This window comes from Paraniabella hibiscisoli, from assembly GCF_022512515.1.
GTDB classification, from domain to species: domain Bacteria; phylum Bacteroidota; class Bacteroidia; order Chitinophagales; family Chitinophagaceae; genus Niabella; species Niabella hibiscisoli.
Window position 1 is genome coordinate 235,682 of sequence record NZ_JAKWBK010000003.1, and the last position, 13,921, is coordinate 249,602.

Genomic DNA, 13,921 nt, shown 5'->3' on the forward strand with positions numbered 1-13,921 from the left:
CTTTCATTTTAAAGTGATTAAAGGCTTAGAAATTAAGTTGCAGACCTAAAGTAAACGAACGGGTAGTTGGATATAGATCCAGTGGTCCCACCCCTGGTGTCAATCCGGTTACATTAACCGCAGCAGGATCCAAACCGGTATACTTTGTAATAGTTAAAACATTTCTTACCGTACCATATAAGCGAAGATTGCTGATCCTGTATTTCTCCCTGTTGAGATTAGCTGTCCAGCCCAATGTTATATTATCCAACCTTAGATAGTCGCCATTTTCGAGGAAGTAATCCGTAATTACTTTACCTGATTTAATATGACCATTTCTATCGTAAGCATCTGTAAGCAGGTTAACGCCGGCTCGGCCTGCAAGCCATAGTACATCTGGTACAGGTTTAATATTTTGTATTTGAACTTACCCCTGAAGAACAATGCCATGTCGAAATTTTTATAACCCAGCGTATGCCCCCAGGCAGCTTCATATTGTGGCATCCCGTTTCCTATAATCGTTTTATCGCTTTCCCTGGCCTCATTAGTGGCATTGATCATTTGCCCGCCTACAATCGCATCTTTCCATACCATAATATTGCCATTATCATCGGTGCCTGCGTATTTATAGCCCCAATAATTTCCTATATCAAAACCTTCCCGCAACATAAAGGCCGGACCAGGGTTACCTGGCGAAGGCAGGTCATATAAGGTACGCTGATCGGCTGTAAATTTTTCATTAGAGAACTCATCCATCCGGGAACGATTATAAGAAGCAGTAAGATTGGTAGCGTAAGTAAAATTCTCCGTTTGCACCGCGTTCCAGTTTAACGTCAATTCCACGCCACGATTACTTTGCGTTCCAACGTTCACCCACATCCTGTCGTGCAGATAAGGAGGTACCGGAACCAGGTAATCGTTGATCAGATCGCTACCCTTGCGGTAGTAAAGATCTATGCTACCAGATAGTTTGTTTTTCAGTACAGCAAAATCGACACCCAGGTTATAAGCAATCTGCTTTTCCCATTTCAGATCGGGATTATAGTTGTTACCTGGACCAAATACTCTTATCCATTGGCCGTCATCGTTCAAAGCCCTTCCATAGGGACTATATCTTGCCAATGCCGTATACCGGCCAAAACCAGACCTCCCTGTTACACCATAAGAAAATCGCAGCTTCAAATCATCGAAGAGGTTGTTATCCTTCATGAATTCCATATTGCTGATTCTCCAGGCAGCTGAAGCTGAAGGAAAGAAGCCCCATTTGTTGGCAGGCCCGAATTTGGTATTTCCTTCATAACGGCCGGACAATGTTAGATAATAGCGTTGATTGTAATTGTACTGAGCTCTTGCAAGAAAGGCAATGTTCTTTTCCTTGCTCCTGCTCGATCCCATTACGTCGGTAAAATTGATGGGCTGACCATTGTTCCAATCACCCTGGCCAATATTATCATAACCAAAATAATCGGTTGGAAAACGCCTGTTGCTTAACCAGGACATATTATTATTAAACTCCTGGTAGTTATAACCACCCACTACCTGCAGGTCATGGTCACCGAATTTATTGGCATAATTACCTAACCATTCCAGGTTATAGTCAGCCCATTTTTCGTTTTCTATTCTTGCTCTTCCTATATAACCACCCTGAACAGATTCTACAGATTTCGCGTTCCAGTATCCGCCATACTCCCGGCTATGTCCCTGCCTGGTAAAGTTTAATACTGTATTGAGTTTTTAGTAAGATTCAGCTTTACATTTAAATCGATCACAGCGTACTCATGTTGGGCCTGCGATATTCTTGTCAACAGATCCTGTACCGGGTTGTAAGTATCATACCCCTCCAGTGTGTTATACATAAGAGGGTTATCGGGTCCATTACAGGTATAGTGGGATTGAGTCTTACAGCCTGTTTAAATGCAGCATAGTTGGTATAATCTTCATCAGCTATGCGATAAGAGAAATTACCACCTATCTCTAAAAGACCGTCCAATGCTTTCTGCAGGAAATTCGCTCTCAAACCATATTCCCTGCGATCTGTAGCAATGTCAATACCCTGCTTGGTTCTATAATTACCGGATATGCGGAACTGTGAATTTTCATTACCCCCACTTGCAGCCAGGTAATGATTCTGACCAAAGTTTCCTTTACGGATCAACTCGTTATACCAGTCGGTTGATGCACCAAAATCCTGGTCACGCTCTTTAGCCAGAAACTCCTGGGATGACAGCACTTCCGGTCGCCTGGCTACTACATCATGATCCACAAAGCCGTCGTAGTTCAGTATTACACGGCCTGCTTTCCCCGCTTGGTTTGCACCAGTATCACACCACCGCGCCCCGGCTACCATAGATCGCTGCCGAACCCGCATCTTTTAATACTGTTATAGAAGCGATGTCTTGTTGTGAAAGATTCCTCAGGTCCCCACCCGGCATACCATCAATTACGACCAGCGGACCATTGCCTGCTGCAAATGAACCGGCGCCACGTACCTGCAGGCTAACACCGGCATTAGGATCACCAACGGCTGTTTGTGAAACCGTTACACCAGCTACCTTACCATCTACAAGTTGCATGGGATTGTTAACAGCGCCCTGTAAAAATCTTTGCTGTTTACACTAACAGCGGCTGTAGTGAGGTCTTGCCGCCGGGCAGTACCATAGCCGATCACCACCACTTCATCGAGGTTGGTTTGAGCAGCGGCAGGCGATAGTTTAATGGTGTCCAGATTCGTACGCCCGCTTAAAGGCACTTCAAGGCGCGCAAATCCAACAGAGCTGACAACCAATACCGCATTGGCGCTGGATACTGTTATCGAAAATTTGCCCTGGACATCGGTAACCGTTGCTACATTTGTCCCCTTCTGATTTACTGTAGCCGCAGGTATTGCATCGCCTGTAATAGACGCTACTATACCTGTAACAGTTACAGGTTGTTGTTGAAACCAGGCTGCTCTTAACTGAGTAACCATCAAAAAGCACAAAACTGAAAAAACGATTTTGCGGCTCTGCCTAAAAATCAGCCCTTTAGGGGGCCGCTGAGTTCTTCTCATCATAGATAAAAATTATGAGTGGTTTAAAAAAGTTCTCATGTATTATAATTGCAAACGGGCTCCGGAATAAATGGTGAATGCAATCTTTATAAACCAACCAGGTATACATCTATCACTTATATAGCCAGATGCATACAGCAAACATTACTATCGTTCTTACTAATCCAATGATTTAGTAAACCGAAATGGTTTTCTATGTAAACTGCTAATTGTATACAAATAATATACCGCTTTGAGCTTTCAACCGCGATCTGGCCTGGCCATAGAAAGTCGTTTCGTCACTTTACTTTTTAAAATATTTTAAAAGAAAGGACGTGATCCGTTGACTATCAGCATGAAAAAGCCCACCTACTTTTTAAAGCAGGTGGGCTTAACGGGATACAAAAATTTTATTATTTTTTTGAAGGAACAGCGAGTGCTTTTGTTGTACTTAGAGGTCTTCCAAAATCAGGCGTGCCGTCTTTTTCCAACTGAATTTCTGCGCCCGCGGAGAGCGATGACCGCCACAACCCTGTCCTGGCGCGGAGTTGGCGTGATATAAGATCCAGTCTTCTTTGCCATCAGGCGACTTGAAAAACGAATTATGACCTGCAGCATAAACACCACTACCAGGTTCCGCTTCAAACACAGGTTCTGGATGTTTTTTCCAACTGGCGGCATTGAGCAGGTCTGCATTGGCCGTTGCAGACAACATGCCCAACGTGTAATGATCTGTCCAGCAGCCACTCGCAGAATAAATGATAAAGATCTTATCCTTATGTTTTAAGAACTGGGGACCCTCATTTACATTCACCTGGTTGGGTGTTTGGCCCGGAAGGCGACCATGTGTTTCCCACTTCAATTCAGGGCTTGAAATTTTAACCCGGTCACTTTCAATAGTCCATGGATTTTTCATGCGGGCTATATAGATATTCTGCTGACCGTTCTCATTACCTTCCCAGCCAGACCATATCATGTATAGCTTATCCTTATGCTCAAATACATCTGCATCAATTGCCCATTTATTAGTAGCATCCGCCACTTTACCTTTAAACTCCCATTGTCCCTGCATCGGGTCAGCAGCAGCATTCTCTATAACATACATTCTATGGTTATGGTTGTTGCCATCATCTGCCGCAAAATACATATACCATTTACCATGTATAAACTGGATCTGGGGCGCCCATAATTCTTTGCAGTAAGCAGTATTAGCCGGAGGCGTCCACACCACTTTCTTTTCAGCATTTTTCAAATCAGCAATGCTTTTTGTTTTCCATAAGATCAGCTTATTCTGGGCACTGTGTGTATAATAGTAATACCCATCCTTGTAAAAACTATACGGATCAGCACCTGACGGCAATACCGGGTTGCTAAAGGTCTCAGCAGGTTGCTTCACCCTGTTGGAGGAGCATCCTGCGAAAAACAGCGTCACGAAAAATAAAGCAACTATTCTCATCATTAAAAAATATTGTAATCAAAAAGACTATTTAGTAAAAATCTAAAGCTACCCGGCATTGCTTCTATCTTATCAACTGCACCTTTTTTTGCGGAACAAATTGGATGCGTATGCCTGCTGTTTTACGGGGCCAACTTTGGTACTGCTATTGTGCGTATGTAATACATAGCTCATATGCCCCTTACGATCAGTGAACACATCGCCATGACCTGTACCATTCTCTCCGGTATTTTTAGTAGAAATAATCGGGTTCCCTTTATACTTCGTCCATGGACCTGCCGGCGACTTAGCGGTAGCGTAACCTATTGCATAATCCGGGTTGCGGAAATCATTGGCAGAGTAGATCATGTAGTACAAGCCCTTATGCTTTAACACGGTTGGACCTTCTGTTACCTTCCATGGAACACGCTGCGTATCTTCCCAGGAGTCAGTAGCATTAATGCATTCTTTAAGTGTGGCCTCGTTCATAGCGTTTAAAGACGCATCCATCTCAGCCACAAAAATGCGATTACCATCCTGCAACCTCACATGATAAAGATATACCACTCTGACGGATCTATCCATACAAAAGGATCAATAATTTTAACCGGCGCTTTCAGCGGTGCCAGGGTTTGCTGCTTAAAGGGACCTGCAGGGTTATCCGATACTGCTATTGCAATATTTTCGTTGGCGGTATAAGCCATATAATACCTGCCCTTATATTTAAAAACCTGTGGCGCCCAAAAGCCCTTGGTCCCATAGCTTTCTCCGCGCTTCAGGGCAAAACCTTCATCTTTCCAGGATACCTGATCGGTAGACGTATATACTTTAAACCCTTCGCTATCTCCCCTTCCGCCACCAGTCCCATACAGGTAATAAACGCCTTTATCAACAAAAATGGTAGGATCGGCCAATAAGGGGTTCTCGACATTGTTTTGTTGCCCATAAGATGTACTACACATCATTCCCAGTACCAATAAACCTATAAGATGTAACCAACATCTTTTCCTGAAATACATCATAATCCTGCTTCTTTATATACAGCTATAACTTGCCTGTCATCTTTTTATAAAATCAACTTCATCCTGCTTATAAGGTGTTCCGTCTTTTCTGAAAATATCATGAAACCAAAGTGGAGGCTCCGATGTATATTTTTTGTCCAGCTATCCCATGGATATATGGTCTGTGACTTACCATCAACAAATCCCCAGTTCACCATGGCTACTTTGTTTTCTTTAGCTACCGGCAGCGAGCTTTGGAAAGTACTCTTATTAGGCCTTGCCATATATTCTGTACAGAACAGTGGCCTGTCGTAACGTTTTAACTCGTTGATCTTTTTAGCTAATGTCAGCGAATCATCGTAGCAATGAAAAGACACTACATCTGATTCTTCTATTTGCAATTTTTCGATAGGCTTTAAAGTGCTGTCGCTTTCCCAGTTACCCGCCCAGATGCCTGAAGTAAGTGGCTGACTTGGATTAGCCGATCTTGCCCACTCAAATGTTTTCTTAAGCAATGGCAAAACCAGGTCTACTTTATTAGGCACTTCTACTTTTTCATAAGAAGGCCCCGTCATATTATCCGGTTCATTCCATACATCCCATAACACAATCCTCTTATCGTTGGCAAATTTCCCCACAATTGCTTTTACATATTTTTCGAGTGCGGGATATTGAGTGGAATCTTTTAAGATAACCTGCCCGGGACTTTGAACCCATCCTGAATTATGAACATAAGGTTGCGGTGCGCGCTGTGTACCTGCCTCGGGGAAGGGATCCCAGCAGGAGTCGAAAATGGTCAGCAGTACTTTAATGCCATGTCTTTCGGCGATCGACAAAAACTGATTGATACGATCATAAAATCCCTGTTCATCATTTTTCCAGGCCAGGTCGTGCAGGTATACCCCATGATATTCATGCCCAAAGACTCTGCCCAGGCCAACTCTCTTTCAATAGTAGTGCTATCAAAAGTATCTCCCTGCCACATTTCCAGCTGGTTGATAGCCGAACTAGGTAAAAGTTAGCGCCTACATACCAGGGCTGTGCGGCATACCATTGATTGGCTTTTTCTACAGACCACTTTTCTGCAACGGTAGTGTCACTGCCGTTTGCTGCGGTCTTATTATTACCTGCATCATTGCAGGCATACAGCGATAACATCCAAAGAGCTGCCAGGTAAAATACTGTTTTTTTCATGTGCATGTTTTTTATTTAAGTCTTCAGAAGTTAGCTATGCACCGGATATGCGCGCAACCAGCCAACTGCTGTTGAGGCAATACGTGATTGTTTCGAGCTCATTCATTCCATACAAGATGCATCTTAGTTATATTGATGATTACATTGTCCATCAATTGGTATATTTTTCGCTATTGATGTATCAAACAAACAATCTTACAGTAACAAATTGCTGTTTATCTCACTACAGGAAAGGCAGATATCCTCAATCTGGCCGCGCCCATGGGTATTAATTCAATAGTCTCTTCTTTGCTATCGACAGACACAGGGCTTTGAGGCAAAGTATCTGTTAAACCATATTGGTCAATCTTCCAGCTATTGATCAACTTTCCTTTTGTTGTGATACTGATTGGAACCGCATCCTGTGTAAAGGGAAATTATTGGCTGGCCAGCTTTTCTTTACCACTTTAAAAAACTTAGCCGGGTCCTGGTCATTATAAGAGAGTCCGTAGTTCCATGAAGAACCTGGTAATATTTCAAAAGAAGGCCATTTATCTGCATCGGCAGACTCCTGCCATTTAGAATCGCCTATAGCAGATTTTTTGCTGTCCATTCTTTTATACTCTTCCTTAATTTTTAAAGAATAAGTTAAAGGCCCCCGGCTCACACTAATGCTATTCTTATTGGAAGTCCAGGTATCTACTTTTAACTGCATGGGCAAAATTAGTTCTACCTTATCTCCACTCTTCCAAAGCCGCTCTATTCTTACATAAGAAGATGGAGAAGGACTTTGTTTTACTAAAGCTCCATTGACCTTTACCTGCGCATTGGAACACCATTCGGGTATTCTTAAATAGAAGGGGAAGCTGGTATTCTTTGCCATTGTTAATGTAAAGCCAGCAGTTTCATCAAAGGGATAATGTCCTCTTGAAGCGATACTCACCTCTGTTCCGTTTCCAACTTTTGCTTTTACAACAGCTTCGCTATACAACATAGCTGCAAGACCATTATCCGGAGTAGCCATAAAAACATGTTCGGCATAGTAGGGCCATCCCTGCGCATGATTGTGCTGGCAGCAACGCGAGCTAAAAGGGTTCATCATTACAAAAGGGCCTGTATTATCAATACCCGGATGATGGTTTTTGCTATCGCTGATTGACATATTAGGACTGGTGATATAACGCAAGGCTTTAAAGTCGGGCATAACAGCTGCCGGGTAAGTGTTAAAGGCAACATTCTCGGTATGATCGGCCCAAAATGGATCACCGGTTATCCCCAGCAATATTTCATTAGAAGCCATCTGTTCTACCATACCACAGGTTTCAACACCCTGGCGCGGATCCACATAGCCTTTCCGGGCATTCTCATCTGCTCCAAACATGCCTCCCGGTACATTGCCAAAACGTTCCCGTATCAGGTGGAATACATTGTAAGTGGCGTCCCAATCTTCCCGGTTACCCGTTTGCAGGTAATAGGTAGCAGGCTCCCTAAATCCCTGTGCAATATTTACATTATGCCAATTGGGTAATTTATCTTTTTGTTTCCAGTCAGCCGTATTGCGATGCAGCTTTGCAGCCAGGTCCAGCAGCCATTGTTTATCACCGGTGGTACGATTATACAGCCAGTAAACGCTTACCATATTATCCCCTCCCCGGCTGTTTTCCCAGTAGTCTTTTAATAGCATGCTATCGGGCAAATTATGTTGCCAGCGAAAATAGTTTTCCATAAAAGACAATACTCTTTGGTCATTGCTATACTCATAATAAGATTGCAGGCACCAAAGCATGATCATATTACCCCAAATATCCGGCTTGCCATTTCTTAAGATCATCGGTCCAAAATAACCATCAGTCCGCTGACTTTTTAAGGCAGCTTCCAACCAGATACGCGACTCATCAATGATCTTCTTATCCTTCAGCACATAGCCCAGGTTGGCATAACCTTTCAACCAATAAGGCACTTCTTCCCAACCATGATCGCCGCTTCCATCAGTACTCAACCAGGCGTTATTTTTCTTGGCCAGCCAGGCACTGATTTCTCCCAATTGCCCCGTAAGGCCATCACGTTGCAGCTCCAGGTATTTTCGCAGCCAGCCTTGTGGCTGTATCGATCCAACCGGCAGCTTTATAAAGTACAATTGTTGCAACGGTTTTTTATTGGAAATATAAAACCTGTTCGTATTGCTATTGTCTGGCTTTTGTACCTCTGTAATTTTTTGTGTTACCGTTTTGCCCGTCTGCGCGGCAACCAGCAAACTACCTGCCAAGCAGAAGGAAAACAAGCCGCCTCTTACTGTTGATCTGAATAAGCTCATTGTTGATTAATTAATATTTGCGCTTATTTAACGGTAACATCATATAATTGCTGGTGAAGCTGCTTTAATGTTTGCTCCGGCATTTTCATTACTTTACGATCATAAGTAAGTATACCATTGGTTTCTACTTCCACATCCGTCGTTTGCGTATATACAGCTGCAGACAGACCTAGCGGAATTAGTTTTTTCAAATCGTTCATGGATCTGGTATAGCGTTGCAACAGCTCTTCCTTGTTTTTAAAACTCTGGTATCCCCAGTTGTTTTTATCCTGCCAGGTATGACCGTCTACTGGCAAACCAAAACCACCAAACTCTCCTAATACCAATGCCTGCCCGCTTTTTCCAAATACTTCCGGATCGGGCATCTGTGGATCGGGATAGTGGTGAATATCTAATATATGACCGGTATAAAAGAAGTTACCACCGCTAGCGCTGTTTACCAAACGCGATGGATCATACTTCATCGTCCACTCGGTTATTTCCTTTGTTTTAAATTGTCCCCATGCTTCATTAAATGGCACCCATGAAACGATAGAAGGGAAGTTGTGTGCCGCATCCATAATAGCTTTCCACTCTTTCCTGTAATAACCTTCTGACTCGGCGCTTCTTTGCTTATCGCGATTAAAGCCGGATACCTGTCCCGACCGCATGTCCCAATGATTACCACCCAGGTCACCGCTTGGCATATCCTGCCAAACCAATACGCCTACGCTATCGCAGTAATAGTACCAGCGGGCCGGCTCCAGCAATATGCTTACGGATCATATTAAAGCCCATTTCTTTTGTTTTAACAATGTCAAACAAAAGCGCTTTATCTGTTGGAGCCGTGAACAAACCATCAGGCCACCAACCCTGGTCTAAGGGGCCATACTGAAATAATATTTTATTGTTCAATGCCATGCGGTTGACACCAGCCGCATCTTTTACCAGGGATGATTTACGCATTGCAAAATAGCTTTCTGCGTAATCGATTTGTTTGCCGGCCCTGTATAAATAAACTTTAAGGTTGTACAAATACGGAGATGCAGGCGACCACAATTTTGCATTTTCGATTTTAATATCTGCATCAACTCCCGAAGGAACTGTTACCTCTCCTATTTGCTGTGCACCATCCAATGCAACAAATTTGACGATATCTCCAGCCTGGGCAGCTTCAACAAGTGCAGATACCCGCAGCTGACCGGCATCAACATCTGGTGTATGTTTGGTTGAGGTAATATGCGTAGCAGGCAATACTTCTGTCCAAACTGTTTGCCAAACACCTGTTACCGGAGTATACCAGATACCTTCCGGCTTTTTCACTTGTTTACCTCTGGGCTGAGGTCCATCATCAGTAGGATCCCATACACGCAATGCTATCGCCTGTTGTTTTCCCTTACCCAGGTAACTGGTAATATTAAAAGAAAACGGATCAAATCCACCTTCATGTCTTCCCACTTTTTTACCATTTACAAAAACATCACATCGCCAGTCTACCGCGCCAAAATTCAGCATCACCTGGTTCATTCCCGAGGGCTTAGAGAGGGTAATGTTGGTACTATACCAAAGCACCTGGTTTTTACCTACCGTTTTTCCAACACCCGATAAAGCAGATTCTACCGGGTAAGGCACTAATATGTCGCCCTGGAAAGAGGCAGGAATATTTTCTTCCGATGCCGGAGTTATTGCATACTTCCACAATCCGTTCCAGTTTTGCCAGTTAGTTCTTTTTAACTGGGGTCTGGGATACTCTGGCAGGGTCTTAGCCGGATTAACATCGGCCACCCAGGGGGTTTGCGGTTTACCGGGAACAATTTTCCAGGTACCTTGAGCATTGGCCACCATGGAAACAACGACAGCCGCCAGGCATGAAAATAAAATTCGCATAATTAATTTTTAGTAAAAAATGGCAATAAATCTAAATATGGCAAACATAACATCTGCTCATCACTAAGCAGTTCAAATTTGTTTCAAAAATTATACTTTTTGTACCATATTTAAAGACTCAGGGCCGGTTTATTTTTTATAACGGGTAATTTAATTTGCATCCTGCTACAACTCGGGCATCTTCATTTTATCTGTAGATGGCGTCCCATCATTAACGAGGGGCCAGCCGTCAGTACCCCAATTGATTTTATCAAGCATTAAGGCCCGCTGGTTTACCGTATTGATCATTGCACGATTTACATCCATAGCATGATACAACATCCAATCCTGGCCCTTTTTATCCGTGATCAGCCGCGCATTATGTCCGGGCCCGGAGAACTTTGAATTTCGCTGCAACACCAATGTGCCGGCACCCCTTTCGGTTAAGTTCTTACCGGCCTTATCTACATAAGGCCCCATCAGGTTGGACGACCTTCCTACCCGTACCTGGTACACGCTGGCCGCCCCATCGCAACAATTATTTTTAGATCCGAAAAAATAGCAATACCCGTCTTTCTTAAAAATATTAACAGCCTCAAAATCGCCAGCTGCTATTTTTATTTTCTGAGCCGGATCTTTTACCCGTCGTCCGTCATCAGTCAATTCTACCCCATAAGTTCCCTGGGCGGCTAATGAATTATAGCTTCCCCAAAACAGGTATTTCTTTCCGCCTTCTTCATAGTAAAATGGATCGATAGAATTAGGAACACCGATCTCAGAAGACAGAAACAGTTTCCCCGCATCAATGAACGGCCCCGCCGGATAAGAAGAGATCGCTAACCCTATTCCCGGATCCGCATCGCCCCATGTTGAATAAGAGTAGTACAGATGATACCTGCCGTTCACGACGGCTATATCCGCGCCCATATACCACCGGCCGACTTCCAGTTAGGCTTAACTGTAAAAGCATCGCTTACGTAAGTCCAGTTAACGAGGTCTCTCGAACGCACCACCGCTACCAGGTGATTTTTATTATCGGTATGCCAAAAATCTTCTGTTCCGTAGGCATAATAATAATCCGAGTTAGGGTCCTTGATAACAGTAGGATCTGCCAGGATGGGCGTGAATACAGGATTGCGGTATTCCGTCACCGGTTTAGGTGGTTCGGGCGCAGGCTTCTCATTTTGAGATTTGGCCTTTGAACAACCTAACAATATGGCCGATACAGCTATCACTCCATAAAACTTCCAGCTAAATCGCTTCATTCCCTGTTTGCTTTTAATCATCATCAATAATTCGAATAAATGAATGAACTCATCTTACTACCATCCCGGGTTTTGCATCACCCATAAAGCCCTGTCTATCTCTGTTTGAGGGATTGGCCATAAATAATGCTTAGGAGCTTCGAAGACTCTTTTCTTCAAAAGCACACGCTGATAAAAAGCATCGTCCTGGATGGAAGTTCCTTTCTCATAACTTAAGCGGTAGAAATTTTTATTGCTGGTTTCGGGAGCTATCTTCCAGCGATTACAATCGAAATAGCGCTGTGTTTCGAAAGCCAGCTCAATCCTGCGTTCGTGCCGGATGCGTTCTCGCATTTGCGTCTGCGATAAGCCAGCCGCTAAAGCAGGAAGGCCCGCTCTTTCTCTTACTTTGTTCACGCTATTGTATACATCAGCTGTTGGGCCTTGTGCTTCGTTAAGCGCTTCTGCATAGCTCAGATACACTTCCGCCATCCGGAAATAGATCCAGGTTTTATTGGTAAAAGTTCCCGATTGTGTAAGGTTGATCTGCTCATCGGCAAACTTGCGGAGCAGATAGCCGGTTACCGGGTAGTCCTGACCATTACCCACCGCACGTCCGTCACGACCAGAATTATGCAGTTCCAATTGTCTGCCTCTCCATCTTTGCCCGTTAAAGTTGACACTTACATAAAAACGGGGTTCCCTGTTTACATACATATTTCTTACGCCCGCCGGGTAATTCGCGCCAGCGGCCGCGGCATAGCCTGTTTCCTGGTATCCGGAAGCGGCGTTAATGATCGGGCTGCCATCTGTATTATAGCCTGTAATAGGCGTTGTGCCATTGGCCATCTGGAAGGCATCTACCAACTCCTGCGTTGGGCAATAACCACTCCAGCCGCCCATTCCCTTGGCGCCTGATGCATACTCCAGCCTGTTAAAACGACCCATGTTTCTTGCAAAAAGCACTTCATCATTCCAACGGTCAATAAACAGCCTGTAATAGTTTTGATAAGGATCGCTGGTTGGCTTATAGATCTGATAGCCTGCGGCTTCAGCCTGTGTCATACAATCCTTTGCTGCATCTGCTGCTTTTTGCCATTTGTTAGCATCGTAATTGGGCGAAATAAGGTTACGTCCCTGATCGTCTTTAAACGCGGCATAATCGGAGTTGCCATTGTACAGAGGACTTGCAGCATATAACAACACCCGCGCTTTAAGCGCCAAAGCCGCCATTTTAGTAGCACGCCCCAGCTCCACAGCTTCTCTTCTTGTAGGCAATAAAGCTGCAGCCCTGTCGCATTCTTCAACCACAAAAGCGACACAGTCGTCATACGGCGATCTTTTAATTAAGGTATAATCATCAGCTGTTGTAAGCGCTTTGTTTAGAATAGAAACAGGTCCGTGTACGCGCATTTCAATAAAATGATAGAATGCGCGAAGAAAATGTGCTTCTCCCTTAAACTCCTGCTTTTGCTGTTCTCCTGTTTTACTACCTACTACAATCTCACGGTCTGAAAAATCGGTCTTATCAATGTTCTCTATGAATATATTTACTTTACGAATGCCTTCCCAGTAAACGCGGTAGATGTTTTGCTCTACAGTTGCAGCATTCCAGTTTCCTGTATTCATCTGGTTTCCGAATACACCCCAGGTACACTCCAGGTCATCAGAAGCGGTGGTGAATGGATTACGTCCCCACCATTCTATCCACTCAGACTCTTCTGGTAGAGAAAAGTAAGCAGAAGTTAAAAAACGCTCCGCATACTGAGCATTGGCAAATACAGAATCTATTGTCAGATCCTCATCATATACTTTATCAAGGAACCCTTTTTTGCAAGAGGTTAATAATGCTGAGGCTAGAAAAACCGTTAGTATAATTTTTATATATTGTTTCATATGTTT

The 13,921-nt window shown here is 43.8% G+C and carries 15 protein-coding genes and 1 pseudogene; all 16 read right to left on the reverse strand.

Going from position 1 to position 13,921, the window contains the following annotated elements; all coding sequences use genetic code 11:
- Positions 1-25: 25 nt before the first annotated feature.
- Complete coding sequence (locus MKP07_RS32340) at positions 26-250, reverse strand: hypothetical protein (protein ID WP_240852203.1); 225 nt, start codon at positions 248-250, stop codon at positions 26-28.
- A gap of 38 nt (positions 251-288) precedes the next feature.
- Complete coding sequence (locus MKP07_RS32345) at positions 289-1,614, reverse strand: TonB-dependent receptor domain-containing protein (RefSeq protein WP_317236226.1); 1,326 nt, start codon at positions 1,612-1,614, stop codon at positions 289-291.
- A gap of 166 nt (positions 1,615-1,780) precedes the next feature.
- Complete coding sequence (locus tag MKP07_RS32350) at positions 1,781-2,347, reverse strand: hypothetical protein (RefSeq protein WP_240852204.1); 567 nt, start codon at positions 2,345-2,347, stop codon at positions 1,781-1,783.
- The gene (locus MKP07_RS32355; protein WP_240852205.1) at positions 2,301-2,552 is read right to left on the reverse strand and encodes a TonB-dependent receptor plug domain-containing protein; all 252 of its coding nucleotides are present in this window, start codon (positions 2,550-2,552) and stop codon (positions 2,301-2,303) included. Before MKP07_RS32355 ends, MKP07_RS32350 begins: the two co-directional genes overlap by 47 nt.
- Positions 2,540-2,947, reverse strand: coding sequence for a carboxypeptidase-like regulatory domain-containing protein (locus MKP07_RS32360; protein ID WP_240852206.1), 408 nt, complete (start codon positions 2,945-2,947; stop codon positions 2,540-2,542). The genes MKP07_RS32355 and MKP07_RS32360 overlap by 13 nt, the downstream gene beginning before the upstream one ends.
- Before the next feature lie 511 nt (positions 2,948-3,458).
- A complete protein-coding gene (locus tag MKP07_RS32365) occupies positions 3,459-4,466 on the reverse strand; it encodes a glycoside hydrolase family 43 protein (protein WP_240852207.1) in 1,008 nt (335 codons plus the stop codon).
- 69 nt (positions 4,467-4,535) lie between these two features.
- Positions 4,536-5,027 carry a family 43 glycosylhydrolase gene (locus MKP07_RS32370; RefSeq protein ID WP_240852208.1) on the reverse strand — a complete coding sequence of 164 codons (492 nt, stop codon included), beginning with the start codon at positions 5,025-5,027 and terminating at the stop codon, positions 4,536-4,538.
- A complete protein-coding gene (locus tag MKP07_RS32375; protein ID WP_240852209.1) occupies positions 4,988-5,464 on the reverse strand; it encodes a family 43 glycosylhydrolase in 477 nt (158 codons plus the stop codon). Before MKP07_RS32375 ends, MKP07_RS32370 begins: the two co-directional genes overlap by 40 nt.
- Positions 5,465-5,508: 44 nt before the next feature.
- The gene (locus MKP07_RS32380) at positions 5,509-6,279 is read right to left on the reverse strand and encodes a cellulase family glycosylhydrolase (protein ID WP_240852210.1); all 771 of its coding nucleotides are present in this window, start codon (positions 6,277-6,279) and stop codon (positions 5,509-5,511) included.
- Positions 6,280-6,355: 76 nt separating this feature from the next.
- Positions 6,356-6,637 carry a hypothetical protein gene (locus tag MKP07_RS32385; RefSeq protein WP_240852211.1) on the reverse strand — a complete coding sequence of 94 codons (282 nt, stop codon included), beginning with the start codon at positions 6,635-6,637 and terminating at the stop codon, positions 6,356-6,358.
- A 215-nt stretch (positions 6,638-6,852) separates the two neighbouring features.
- Positions 6,853-7,002, reverse strand: a complete 150-nt coding sequence (locus MKP07_RS32390; RefSeq protein WP_240852212.1) for a hypothetical protein — start codon at positions 7,000-7,002, stop codon at positions 6,853-6,855.
- A complete protein-coding gene (locus MKP07_RS32395) occupies positions 6,999-8,930 on the reverse strand; it encodes a beta-L-arabinofuranosidase domain-containing protein (protein WP_240852213.1) in 1,932 nt (643 codons plus the stop codon). Before MKP07_RS32395 ends, MKP07_RS32390 begins: the two co-directional genes overlap by 4 nt.
- A gap of 23 nt (positions 8,931-8,953) precedes the next feature.
- Positions 8,954-9,679: a glycoside hydrolase family 2 TIM barrel-domain containing protein gene (locus tag MKP07_RS32400; RefSeq protein ID WP_240852214.1), complete on the reverse strand. Its 726-nt coding sequence runs from the start codon at positions 9,677-9,679 to the stop codon at positions 8,954-8,956.
- Positions 9,642-10,796 carry a glycoside hydrolase family 2 protein gene (locus MKP07_RS32405; RefSeq protein ID WP_240852215.1) on the reverse strand — a complete coding sequence of 385 codons (1,155 nt, stop codon included), beginning with the start codon at positions 10,794-10,796 and terminating at the stop codon, positions 9,642-9,644. The genes MKP07_RS32400 and MKP07_RS32405 overlap by 38 nt, the downstream gene beginning before the upstream one ends.
- A 165-nt stretch (positions 10,797-10,961) precedes the next feature.
- A pseudogene (locus tag MKP07_RS32410) lies at positions 10,962-12,064 on the reverse strand (family 43 glycosylhydrolase).
- A gap of 33 nt (positions 12,065-12,097) precedes the next feature.
- The gene (locus MKP07_RS32420; protein ID WP_240852218.1) at positions 12,098-13,915 is read right to left on the reverse strand and encodes a RagB/SusD family nutrient uptake outer membrane protein; all 1,818 of its coding nucleotides are present in this window, start codon (positions 13,913-13,915) and stop codon (positions 12,098-12,100) included.
- Positions 13,916-13,921: the final 6 nt, after the last annotated feature.

Excerpts from the sequence above, each read along its gene's own strand:
- MKP07_RS32350 (WP_240852204.1), bottom strand. The coding sequence starts at position 2,347 with ATGCGGGTTCGGCAGCGATCTATGGTAGCCGGGGCGCGGTGGTGTGAT.
- MKP07_RS32355 (WP_240852205.1), bottom strand. The coding sequence starts at position 2,552 with ATGCAACTTGTAGATGGTAAGGTAGCTGGTGTAACGGTTTCACAAACA.
- MKP07_RS32360 (WP_240852206.1), bottom strand. The coding sequence starts at position 2,947 with ATGGTTACTCAGTTAAGAGCAGCCTGGTTTCAACAACAACCTGTAACT.
- MKP07_RS32365 (WP_240852207.1), bottom strand. The coding sequence starts at position 4,466 with ATGATGAGAATAGTTGCTTTATTTTTCGTGACGCTGTTTTTCGCAGGA.
- MKP07_RS32370 (WP_240852208.1), bottom strand. The coding sequence starts at position 5,027 with ATGGATAGATCCGTCAGAGTGGTATATCTTTATCATGTGAGGTTGCAG.
- MKP07_RS32375 (WP_240852209.1), bottom strand. The coding sequence starts at position 5,464 with ATGATGTATTTCAGGAAAAGATGTTGGTTACATCTTATAGGTTTATTG.
- MKP07_RS32385 (WP_240852211.1), bottom strand. The coding sequence starts at position 6,637 with ATGAAAAAAACAGTATTTTACCTGGCAGCTCTTTGGATGTTATCGCTG.
- MKP07_RS32395 (WP_240852213.1), bottom strand. The coding sequence starts at position 8,930 with ATGAGCTTATTCAGATCAACAGTAAGAGGCGGCTTGTTTTCCTTCTGC.
- MKP07_RS32405 (WP_240852215.1), bottom strand. The coding sequence starts at position 10,796 with ATGCGAATTTTATTTTCATGCCTGGCGGCTGTCGTTGTTTCCATGGTG.
- MKP07_RS32420 (WP_240852218.1), bottom strand. The coding sequence starts at position 13,915 with ATGAAACAATATATAAAAATTATACTAACGGTTTTTCTAGCCTCAGCA.